The following is an 11941-nucleotide window of genomic DNA, read 5'->3' on the forward strand; positions in this document are numbered from 1 at the left end:
CTATAAATATAACTATTTTGGTGAAGTTAATCAACAAATATCAGGGTAATTTCAGCATTTACTATCCTCAGTCACTATACGCATAGCTTTTGATAATAATGCATTTTAATCAAACTAACCATCATAAAAGAAATGTTTTGGTAGTCGATGATACCCCAGATAATTTACGGCTTTTATCAGCAATGTTGACTGCACAAGGTTTTGAAGTTCGCAAAGCCTTAAACGGTAAAATGGCGCTAACTGCGTGTCAAATGGTTTTACCAGATGTAATTTTGCTAGATATCAATATGCCAGACATGGATGGCTATCAAGTTTGTCAACAACTAAAAGCTGACGATAAGACTTGCGAAGTTCCAGTAATTTTTATCAGCGCTCTGGATGATGTTGTAGATAAGGTAAAAGCCTTTGATGTTGGTGGTGTAGATTATATTGCTAAACCTTTTCATGGGGCAGAGGTTGTATTACGAATTGAAAATCAGATTAATTTACGTTTGCTCCAAGTTAAACTACAAGAAAAAAATTTTTTATTACAAGAGGCTCTGGACAACTTGAAATCTGCTCAAGTTCAACAAATTCAAAACGAAAAAATGGTAGGGCTGGGGCAGCTAGTGGCTGGGCTGGCTCATGAAATTAATAACCCCATTAGTTTTATTTATGGCAACCTCCAATATGCTGGTCAATATGTGCAAGACCTAGTAAATCTGATTGAGGCTTATCAACAAGAATATCCAAAACCTACATCCAAAATTCAGCAAATAGCCAAAGATATAGACCTAAATTTTGTAATTAACGATTTGCAAAATCTTATAGGTGCAATGTATAGAGGCTCAGATCGCATTCGGGAAATAGTCGTGGCGCTACAACACTTTTCTCGGCATGATGAAGCAGAGATGAAGCGGGTAAATATCCATGAAGACATCGAAAACACTTTGGTGATGTTACAACATCGACTTAGGGAAGCAGTAAACCGTCCCGCAATTATTGTAGTGAAAGATTATGGTAATTTACCCCTAGTCACTTGTTATGCAAGTGAACTAAACCAAGTATTTATGCATTTGTTGAATAATGCGATCGATGCAATAGAAGAGAAATTGGGGAATCAATCTTCTAATCCTTATTCGCTAATGCCACTTGATAATGGTTATGCGCCAATTGCTGCACTTGGAGAAACCTCAAAATCGCAATGGCTCCTCCCTACTCCTCAAATTAGGATTCACACAGAGGTGACATTGAATACGATCAAAATTGCGATCGCAGATAATGGCCCTGGTATAGAAGAATCGTTGCGATCGCGTTTATTTGACCCATTTTTTACCACAAAACCTGTGGGTAAAGGTAGTGGGCTAGGATTATCTATTAGCTATCAGATTATCGTCCAAAAACACCGAGGAAATATTACCTGTACTTCTGCTATTGGGCAAGGAGCAGAGTTTGCGATCGAAATTCCCATCGAGCAACCTGAGCGTTAGCCAACAGCAAATTCGGTAAATTGCCGTTTAAAGGGGGAATGAAAAGCCAATACCCAATACCCAATGCCCAATGCCCAATGCCCAAATTCAAGAAATCCGTACTTTTTCTAGATTACAGACGACTATTTTTAGTCGCATAAACGCATAATAGAAGTGTGACTGATTTGTTCGTCCCTTTACAATCTCTCAAACAAGGTAACTGGTTCAAGCTCATCTGCGGAGCTAGCTTCCAGCATTTACCGGCAGTCAGAAATTTAACCTTAGCCTATACTTTGGCGGGCGCTGACTGCATAGATGTTGCAGCTGATCCGGCGGTGATTGCAGCAGCGCAAGTTGGGCTACAAGTAGCTAAAACTCTTGCTAAGGATGCCCAAAAGCGAGGCTTTGACTACAAAGGCAACTCGCCCTTTTTAATGGTCAGCCTGAATGATGGAGAAGATCCCCATTTTCGCAAAGCAGAATTTAACGCTACTGAGTGTCCTAAAGACTGCCCTAGACCATGTGAACGGATTTGTCCAGCACAAGCGATCGTTTTTGACAGTATCAAAGAAGACTTTTCGGGAGTAGTTTCCGAAAAGTGTTATGGCTGCGGTCGTTGCATCCCAATTTGTCCATACAGTATAATTTATACAGCTTCGTATGTGACAACGCCAGGAGCGATCGCGCCATTAGTAATGTCAACAGGAGTAGATGCCGTAGAAATCCATACACAAGTAGGGCGGTTGGCAGAATTTCAGCGATTGTGGCAGGCAATTTTACCGTGGGCCGATCGATTAAAGGTACTAGCTATCAGCTGTCCCGATGGCGAGGGGATAACTGACTACCTAAGAACAGTGTATGACCTGATTGCCCCACTCAAAAGTGCTTTAATTTGGCAAACCGACGGTCGTTCCATGAGCGGTGATATTGGCGATGGTACTACAATAGCCGCAGTGAAATTAGGGCAAAAAGTTTTGGCAGCAAAATTACCGGGATATGTGCAGTTAGCAGGCGGCACAAATAGTTATACCGTTGCTAAGTTAAAGGCAATGGGACTACTGAAAGAGGCAGAGGGGCAGGGCGCGGGGGGCAGAGGAGAAGAGTTTTCCCCCCATCTCCCAGCTAAGAGCTCCCCTGCCTCCATTTCCGGGGTTGCCTACGGTAGCTACGCCCGTGTATTGCTGTCACCAATTCTCGAAAAGTTAGAGAATAAGGAGGTAACTAACACCAATGTGAAAGCAACTATTCGCCTAGAAGAAGATGAAGTATTACTTTGGCAAGCTGTAGAACTTGCCTATTCTCTCGTTTCCCAAATTAAATCACGGCAGAGAAGGGAAAGTGAGCATTAATTAGGCATAATTACTTAGTCATAAAAAATCCTGTAATTCATGTTTAATTTATGTTTGTATAGTCAAGGTAGGAGGTTTGAGCATTGAATGAGCGCTTGAGAACCGTTAGAAGCTGAAAGTATCGATTTACTGTTGTTTCCGTCACCATAGAAAGCATGACGATTACAGACGATCTCCAAAAGTTATTAGATATTTTGCCCCAAGACCTGCAACAAGTACTAGAGAGTCATCCCAAACGAGATAGTTTAGTAGAAGTAGTCTTGGATTTGGGTCGTCGCCCAGAAGCTCGGTTTCCGAATCAAGCTGAGTATCTGAGCGAAATACCTGTTACTCAAGAACAGATAGATGATTGCATTCAACGAGTCGGAATTTTTGGCGGAGATAATCGGGCAGGAATTGAGCAAACTTTGCATCGGATCAGTGCTATCCGCAACCGTACTGGTAAGATTATTGGCTTGACCTGTCGCGTTGGTCGAGCGGTATTCGGAACCATTGGCATGATCCGCGATTTGGTAGAAACTGGTAAATCGATTCTCATGCTGGGTCGTCCAGGTGTGGGCAAAACTACTGCCTTACGGGAAATTGCCCGGGTTTTGGCGGATGATTTGCATAAGCGAGTAGTGATTATTGACACCTCCAATGAAATTGCTGGGGATGGTGATGTTGCCCACCCCGCCATTGGTCGCGCTCGGCGGATGCAAGTGGCTCATCCAGACCAACAGCATCAGGTGATGATTGAGGCAGTGGAAAACCACATGCCAGAAGTCATCGTCATTGATGAAATTGGCACAGAACTGGAAGCTTTAGCGGCTCGGACAATTGCTGAACGGGGCGTACAGTTGGTAGGTACTGCTCACGGGAATCAAATCGAAAATCTGATTAAAAACCCCACCTTGGCTGATTTAGTTGGGGGTATCCAAGCTGTGACGCTGGGAGACGACGAAGCCAGACGGCGAGGCTCTCAAAAGACTGTTTTGGAGCGGAAAGCCCCTCCTACCTTTGAAATTGCTGTAGAAATGTTGGAACGCCAATGTTGGACAGTACACGAAAGTGTTGCTGACACAGTAGATAATCTACTGCGGGGTCGTCAGGCTACCCCACAAACGAGAACCGTTGACGATCAGGGCAAAATTGGGGTTTCAAGGCAGTTAGCTGTTGTCAACGGTCGCGGTGGACAGCTAGCAACAGTGGAAGATTCTTTCCCACCGGCACGACAGGCTAATGGCTGGCGTTCTTCTGGACAAATGGTTGCATTACCACAATTGCCTGTAGAACGGGTGACTGGACGCAGTGAGTTCGATCGATTGCTGGATGAATCTTTCAATTATTCTGAGAGCATTGATTTGGATGCTGTTACAAGAGCGCCAGGGCCAAATGGTGAAGATTTGCCACTGCACGTTTACCCTTATGGCGTTAGTCGCCACCAACTTGAACAGGTAATTAGCGTGCTAACTTTACCCGTGGTATTGACAAAAGATATAGATAGTGCTGATGCTATTTTAGCACTGCGATCGCACGTCAAAAACCACGCCAAATTACGCCAAATGGCCAAAGCCCGTCATGTACCCATCCACATGATTAAGTCTAGTACCATTCCGCAAATTACCCGTGGCTTACGGCGGTTGCTGAACATGGACGATCCAGAAATGGCCGATGACTTAGAATTGCAACTGTTTTTGCACAATGGTAGCGATGATGAGATGGATGCTCTTGAAGAAGCCAGACTTGCTGTTGAGCAAATTGTGATTCCTAAAGGACAGCCAGTTGAGTTATTACCGCGTTCTCCCCAAGTCCGCAAAATGCAACATGAGTTGGTAGAACACTATCGCCTCAAGTCGCATAGTTTTGGCGAAGAACCAAATAGAAGATTGCGGATTTATCCAGCGTAATCTCACCCTGATTTTACTACGTAAAACCTATCCCTCTCCTTACTAAGGAGAGGGATGTCCGACAGGACAGGGTGAGGTTTTTGTTTTGGGTAATTCAATAACTGATGTGTACACATCAGCGATAAATTGGGGGTAAGAACCTCTTCAAATCTCCCAATTTATTGGAGGATACAGTGTAGCTGTAGCCGAGTAGGAGAGGGGATTTAGATGGAGAGACTGAATGTCTTATAGAGAATTTTCTTTGAGAAAAGTAAAACAAGACTTTAACCTCACCCTAGTAGAAGGCGGGCGATTTTTGCCGCAGATAGAACCAATTTTGCCAAGTCCAATGCTGGCTGAATTTTTAGCAGAAAGTATCCACCTAGCTATTGCAATGGGTTCTGAGAAAGCTCGATCGGAATTGATTATCAGCCCAATCTTGTTTGAAATCCGAAAAATTCTGAACAGACAAATCAGTTTCTTTTCTGGAGAAGAATTTAATGTTGAGCCAGAAGTGGGACTAGCGGGATTTTGCGACTTTTTGATCAGCCTTTCGCTAGAACAGTTATTTATTGAAGCTCCAGCAGTGGTGATAGTGGAAGCTAAGAAGGAAAATCTCAAAGGTGGTTTGGGGCAGTGTATTGCAGAAATGATCGCCGCTCAAAGGTTTAAGAGGTTGTTTGAAAAGTATTTAGCTGTGATTTTAGGCACTTGTTGATCCCCCCTAACCCCCCTTAAAAAGGGGGGAACTGGAATCAAAGTCCCCCTTTTTAAGGGGAGCCACTGCGTTGGGCGGCTCTGCCGACTTGAAGCACGTGGCGTGGATTTAGGGGGATCTCAAACGTTTTGGTACTAAAAAAAGGACTTTTCAAACATCCTCTAATGCTAAATACGAAAAACCTATTGCTACTATCTACGGTAGTGTTAGTAGTGGCAATCTATGGACGTTCCTGAAGTTAGAGCAAAGTACTGTAACTATTGATTTAACTGAATACTTAATTCCCCCAGTAGAGCAAATTTTAGGTATTTTGGTGTGGATGATTCGATCACAATTAACTTAAGTTTCGGTTTTGCTTCTGATTGTTGTTAATTTACCCATGCCAAAAAACCCGGTCACGAAGACCAGGTTTTTGTGGGGCCATATTCCCCCAAGGCTAGTTATAGAAGTTATTTATAATTTAGTGTTCTGTTAATTACTACCAAACTTAGATGATCAATTTCGGAAAATTATCGCTCAATTCTCAAACTGAGAATTCACCCCAACGAGATGATTGTATTGGTGGGTGAAAATGGTGCTGGCAAAACCACTTTAACAAAGCTATTGTGTCGCCTGTATGACCCTAGTCAAGGTGCGATTATTTGGAATGGGCAAGATTTGCGATCGCGGATTGATGTAGTTATGCAAGATTACGCACGTTTTCCGACTACTGTGCGAGAAAATGTTGCCTTTGGGAATTTACCGAAAATGCAGGACGACAAAGCAATTACGGAAGCGATGCCTACGGCGAGGCTGGTTTGGCGAGATGGTGGTTTAGAAACCCTCTTAGGCAAACAGCTAGAGGGTGGTATCGATTTATCAGGGGGACATTGGGAGCAGGGGGACAAGGAGCAGAGGGAAAAGAGGCAATGTTATTCTCCCCAATTCCCAATTCCCAATTCCCAATTCCCAATTTTCAATCCGGTAACTTATATTGCCCAACAATACGCTTGGCAAACTCTGGAACGTGCGCTTCTAATTTCTCTGGATGATTTCGCTTTACATATAAATAATTCCGAGTAAAGTGAGAATCTATTGAAAATCGCGCATATTCCAAACCCTTGGGGCCGATTTTTTCGATCACCACACCCATAAGTTTCGCCGCCCACATCGGGAGAGTCACGCCTTTATCGTAAGCGGGAATACTTTGCTGTACAGCTTCCTTGCGATCGCCTTTAGACGTAACTGGTTGAGTGTCTAACTGGTCTTGCACCAAATCCAGCATTTCCTTACCAGTGTCATTTCTAACGACAATCCATTGCCAGCCGAAGGGTGCGCCCATGTAGCCAACAACTAAATCTGCTAGGGAATTGACGTAATCAAAGCAACTCATACAAGATGGGGCAAAGACATCTTTAAGTTTGTTGGTCTTCAAACCAAAGAAAGGCACTGTTTCTGATGAGCCATCCTCATGTTTGAAGTGAACCCGGAAGTCTTGCATAAATTCGTAATGCACAACTGTCTCTGGCGATCGGCTGGTGGTTTCTAAGAATTTTTGCAGTCCGGCGCGGTTAACATTATCTACGCAGGGTGTACCCAAAACATACAGCTTTTCTAAACCAAGTTGTTTTTCGACGGCTCGTAGCGCCTGGATTTGGCAACCAACACCAATTACCAACAGCCGCTTCATCCCCGATTTTTCTATCTGTTCCAATACAGAAAGGTTCGGGGAAAGTGTTGGTTTATTTACCCGCGCTGCTAGTATTTCTTCTGGAGTCCGGGCGATAACGGGCATGGGTTGAAAGCGGTCTTCTTTAGTATTTTGTACACACACTACACCTTCGACTAAGCCACGATTAAGCATTTCAATAGCAATGCTGCTAACAATACCCGTCCATTGTGCGCCTTCGATTGGTTGCTGTTTTCGCGCTGCTATCATGTCTTGATGGACACCAAAGTATAAGTCATCAGGATTGTCGAGATGGCGCGATCGCGTGTGTGTTTCAACTTCTAGTTCGCCTATTTGCTGATTAATAAAAGCGCAGGCTTCCTTGACATAGTGAATATAATATGTATCACATAGTCCGCACTCGCTACAAAGTTCTTTCGCAGGGCGGCGGCTAGTAGGTTTGAGAGCTTTTGCTTTTTTGTGAGGAGAAACTGAGGTCATATAAATTTTTTGTTTTATCCAGTAATCGCTTTTATTACAATACCTTTACTGGCTATGAATTTCACTTTAGCAATTTGTGGGAAGCAGGGACTAGGGCTAAGATAGAGCTATCCCTGATAAATGCAAAAGCTCTGTAACTTTTTTAAGCAGAATCCTTTCGCTAACGCCAATCTTAGAGATGCTACGCATAGCTTGCTTCTCGGTAGGAGTAGGCTTAGAGCGAGTCCACGTCCGCTTTTAGCGTCTCGTAGAGAGCATCATTACGAATTATTAGTGTAATATCTGTCACATGTAGTTGTCGGAATGCAGTTAACAGTGTCATAAACAAAAGGTGAAGGTTAACCTGTAGGGTATAACTTACCTGAGAGTTGCTTGCACCTCTAGCTTTGATGGATCACACTCATGACTGAACTCAGGCTACGCCTACAAGAGGGAGATACGGAGAGAACGATCGCAGTTGATCTAGATATATTCACAATTGGCCGTTTGCCGGAATGTAACCTGTACTTACCTTTTGCTGGAGTATCGCGCAACCATGCACGCCTAGTAAAAACGGCTGACGGTGTGTGGACTATTGAGGATCTGGGCAGCAAAAACGGGACGCAAGTCAACAAATATCTTGTTAACCACCCTCAAGAGTTATATCACGGCGATATCATTTGGCTGGGCAATGTTAGTCTGGTAGTCCTGCTCACAAGCCCTGTTTACCAACCGACACCTCAGTATCCCGGAAGTTCGGAAAATAATGACCAGAGAACAATCCTGCACAATGTCAAAGAGTTACAACAGCAATGGATCGCAGCTGAGAGTAAGGATGGCAACATCAATAATAAGGATCAAACCATTGCCCGTCTTAAAGACTTAGTGGATATAGCTAAAAATCTCTGTGGTGCGGCATCTATAGAAGAGATTTTTTCTCAGGTGCAGCAAGTCGTTTTTCGTTACCTTGATAGTATCGATCGCTTGGCATTATTAATTGATGTTAATGGTTGCGGTCAATTAGAGTTAGTGAATGCTGCCACCAGAAATATTTCTCAACAAAAACATCTCCCCTCAGATGGAAGTTGGATTAGTCGGAGTATCTGTCAAAAGGTATTTGACGAAAAAGTTATCATTCAAACTGCCGATACCCATCAGGATGAACGGTTTGCTAGCGAACAAAGTATTTTAGTTAAAGGCATTCGGAGCGCGATGGCAGTGCCTTTATGGGATGAAAATAAGGTTGTGGGCGTACTCTATGCCGATGCCAATCTTTCTTCTTATCATTGGGCAAATGAGGGCGAGGAAGAACTCAGCTTTTTTTCAGCTTTAGCCAACCTTGTGGCTTCGAGTGTGCAGCGTTGGCTATTAGTAGAAAAACTCAAAACTGAAGAGATGATTCGTCATCGATTAGAACGCTATCATTCTCCAGCAGTTGTGCAGCAGTTGATTTCTGTGGGTGGATTACCGGGTGGTCGTTTAGCTCCAGCAGAGAGCGAAATTAGTATTTTGTTTGCAGATTTGGTAGGATTTACAGCAATTTCTGAACGGTTAACACCAACTGCGATCGCTAAACTATTAAATAATTTATTTGAAGAAATGCTCAAAGAAGTGTTTAGTTGCGGCGGCACTTTAGATAAATATATTGGCGATTGTATTATGGCATTTTTTGGCGCTCCAGAACCACAAGCAGATCACGCCGATCGCGCTGTTACTGCTGCCAAAGGAATGCTGACTCGTCTGGAACATCTCAATGCCAATGGTTTTTGGCACGAACCTTTGCAATTACGGATTGCGATTAATAGCGGTAAAGCTGTTGTGGGAGATGTCGGTAGTTCCCAAAGGGTAGATTATACGGCATTAGGCGCGACGATTAATCTTGCGGCTCGGATGGAAGCAGTTTGCCCGCCTAGTGAATGCATCATTAGTCAAGCCACTCACAAAATGCTTTCACTGCCTGAAGATTTTCAGGAAATGGGAGATTATCGTTTCAAAGGTATTGAGCGATTAGTTAAGGTTTATCAGACAAATTTGCAGCAAGTAGCAACAATTATTGGTCCTTAGATTTGGTATTTTTGTTGCCCAGATCCCCGACTTCTTCAAGAAGTCGGGGATCTAATACTCAAACTTCGACTACAAATTATTTTAGCTCACCGAGCCAGCCCCAAAAATTTGCTCGGCGGTCAAATCCAACTCTGGAAAAGTTGGCGACTGGATACGGTCATCTCCTCGAAATTTACTAACGCGATACTCACCTTCTTCTAAAGAGCAAACCAAAATAGTAGGTTGTTTGGGCTTGCCAATAAATTCTCTACCGCCCAATGCGGCATAATCAATAATCCAATATTCAGGAATTCCCATTTGCTCATAATCGGCGTATTTTTTCAGATAATCATCACGCCAATTAGTACTCACTACCTCAATCACTAAAGAAATAGATGCTGCTTGACTAACAGTTGATTCTTTTTTCCATAGAGGTTCATTAACTAAATTTGGATGATTTAGGATCAGGACATCTGGGGAATAAGCAGATTCGTTCTCAATTGGTTTGACGAATACTGTTTTAGGGATGAAATAACGAAGATTTAAACGACTATATTCTAAAGTTATTTTTGTAGCTACAAATCCAATTACCTCCTCATGGTCGCCTGTTGGTTGGGGCATTTCTACTACTACTCCATCATATAGTTCATAACGTCTACCTGTGTTATCTGGATATTTAGCAACAAATTGGTCGAATGTAACTAGTTTGCGTAAGAGTTGAGTCATGGTTTAATTCCTCTATGGCTGGCATTGGGGGAAATTCTGTGCCAGTTTTGGCAATTTTACTCACTAATATTAATACTTATTTATTGGTATAATTTGATTCAATTTAAGTTTCAAAATTGTAATATTGAGCAGCTAATTTTTAACTAAAAGACTAGAATTTGGGTGGTAGCTATCCTCAAATTATATGTGTAACACTAGGAAGCCAACAGTCAAGTTATTTTTTAACGGGAGGTCAGGTAATGGCGATCGCCACCATTAATCCCGCCACTGGGGAAACTTGTCAAACCTTTGAGGCGCTCAATGATGCCGAAATTACCGCTAAACTCGATTTGGCAAATCAGGCTTTTGAAAAGTATCGCCAGACTAGTTTTTCTGAGCGATCGCAATGGCTGCAAAAGGCTGCCGATATTTTAGAGCAAGACAAAGCAGAATTTGCTAAGTTAATGACTCTAGAAATGGGTAAACCATTTAAAGCTGCGATCGCGGAAGTCGAAAAATGCGCCGCCGTCTGTCACTACTACGCCGAACACGCCCCTAGTTTTTTGGCTGATGTCAGTATAAAAACTGATGCCAGCCAGAGTTTTGTGCGTTACCAACCAATGGGTGCAATTCTTGCGGTGATGCCGTGGAATTTCCCCTTTTGGCAAGTCTTCCGCTTTGCTGCACCAGCACTCATGGCGGGAAATGTCGGCTTACTCAAACACGCTTCCAACGTGCCGCAATGCGCCTTGGCAATCGAAGATATTATCCGCCGTGCAGGTTTTCCTGAAGGTGCGTTTCAAACTCTATTAATCGGCGCTGCCAAAGTTGCTGATTTAATGGCTGATGACCGCGTAAAAGCTGCTACCTTAACTGGAAGCGAACCAGCAGGTATATCCCTCGCCGTCGCCGCCGGCAAACAAATTAAAAAAACAGTTTTGGAATTAGGAGGAAGCGATCCATTTATTGTGTTAGAAAGTGCTGACTTAGAGACAGCAGTTGTCACAGCAACTACAGCGCGGATGTTAAATAACGGGCAATCATGTATTGCAGCGAAACGTTTTATTGTCGCAGAAGCGATCGCAGATAAATTTGAAAAATTGCTTTTAGAAAAATTTGAGGCGCTAAAAGTAGGCGATCCTATGGAACCGGATACCGATTTAGGCCCCCTGGCAACACCTAGTATTCTCCAGGATTTAGATCAACAAGTGCAAGGTGCTATTAGTAGCGGTGGAAAAGTCATCACCGGCGGACATCCTTTATCAGATCGTCCAGGGAACTTTTATCCGCCAACGATTATCATAAGTATCCCGCCTGACTCACCAATTGCCAAAGAAGAATTTTTTGGCCCGGTAGCCTTGTTATTTCGGGTTCCAGATATCGATGCTGCCATTAAACTCGCAAATGACTCACCCTTTGGCTTAGGTGCAAGCGCTTGGACAACCAACGACCAAGAATGCGATCGCTTAGTTGAAGAAATCGAAGCCGGTGCCGTATTTATCAACAGTATGGTCAAATCCGATCCTCGGTTGCCCTTTGGTGGCATCAAGCGTTCTGGATATGGCAGAGAATTGAGTATCCAGGGTATACATGAGTTTGTCAATGTGAAAACCGTGTGGGTTAAATGATTAGTCATTGGTCATTGGTCAAAGAACAAATGACAAGGGACAAATGACTAATGA

At 43.2% G+C, this 11941-nt stretch carries 9 protein-coding genes; 7 read left to right on the top strand and 2 right to left on the bottom strand.

The annotated features are described in order from the left end of the window. Positions 1–98: 98 nt before the first annotated feature. The 5 genes from V7K38_RS04085 (at position 99) to V7K38_RS04105 (ending at position 6445) form a co-directional block, all read left to right on the top strand. Positions 99–1469: a hybrid sensor histidine kinase/response regulator gene (locus tag V7K38_RS04085; protein WP_334855647.1), complete on the top strand. Its 1371-nt coding sequence runs from the start codon at positions 99–101 to the stop codon at positions 1467–1469. Positions 1470–1624: 155 nt separating this feature from the next. After that, positions 1625–2797, top strand: a complete 1173-nt coding sequence (ldpA, locus tag V7K38_RS04090; protein WP_334855649.1) for a circadian clock protein LdpA — start codon at positions 1625–1627, stop codon at positions 2795–2797. Between the two features lie 155 nt (positions 2798–2952). Further along, positions 2953–4686 (top strand): R3H domain-containing nucleic acid-binding protein, encoded by a 1734-nt coding sequence (locus tag V7K38_RS04095; protein WP_334855651.1) that lies wholly within the window; start codon positions 2953–2955, stop codon positions 4684–4686. A gap of 220 nt (positions 4687–4906) precedes the next feature. After that, on the top strand, positions 4907–5383 hold the full coding sequence (locus V7K38_RS04100; RefSeq protein ID WP_442940746.1) for a hypothetical protein: 477 nt from the start codon (positions 4907–4909) through the stop codon (positions 5381–5383). A gap of 549 nt (positions 5384–5932) precedes the next feature. Next, positions 5933–6445: an ATP-binding cassette domain-containing protein gene (locus V7K38_RS04105; protein ID WP_442940747.1), complete on the top strand. Its 513-nt coding sequence runs from the start codon at positions 5933–5935 to the stop codon at positions 6443–6445. Here V7K38_RS04105 and V7K38_RS04110 read toward each other — a convergent pair. Continuing rightward, positions 6339–7532: a Coenzyme F420 hydrogenase/dehydrogenase, beta subunit C-terminal domain gene (locus V7K38_RS04110; RefSeq protein ID WP_334855653.1), complete on the bottom strand. Its 1194-nt coding sequence runs from the start codon at positions 7530–7532 to the stop codon at positions 6339–6341. The genes V7K38_RS04105 and V7K38_RS04110 overlap by 107 nt on opposite strands. A 402-nt stretch (positions 7533–7934) precedes the next feature. On the opposite strand from V7K38_RS04110, the gene V7K38_RS04115 reads away from it, so the two are divergent. Then, positions 7935–9575, top strand: a complete 1641-nt coding sequence (locus V7K38_RS04115) for an adenylate/guanylate cyclase domain-containing protein (RefSeq protein WP_334855656.1) — start codon at positions 7935–7937, stop codon at positions 9573–9575. A gap of 81 nt (positions 9576–9656) precedes the next feature. Here the strand turns inward: V7K38_RS04115 and V7K38_RS04120 are convergent, their stop codons facing one another. Further along, complete coding sequence (locus tag V7K38_RS04120; protein WP_334855658.1) at positions 9657–10280, bottom strand: Uma2 family endonuclease; 624 nt, start codon at positions 10278–10280, stop codon at positions 9657–9659. Positions 10281–10519: 239 nt separating this feature from the next. Between V7K38_RS04120 and V7K38_RS04125 the strand changes: the two genes are divergently transcribed. Beyond that, positions 10520–11887 (top strand): NAD-dependent succinate-semialdehyde dehydrogenase, encoded by a 1368-nt coding sequence (locus tag V7K38_RS04125; RefSeq protein ID WP_334855858.1) that lies wholly within the window; start codon positions 10520–10522, stop codon positions 11885–11887. Positions 11888–11941 lie beyond the last annotated feature (54 nt).

Origin of the sequence: Nostoc sp. (assembly GCF_036917465.1) — a bacterium.
Lineage (GTDB): Bacteria > Cyanobacteriota > Cyanobacteriia > Cyanobacteriales > Nostocaceae > Nostoc.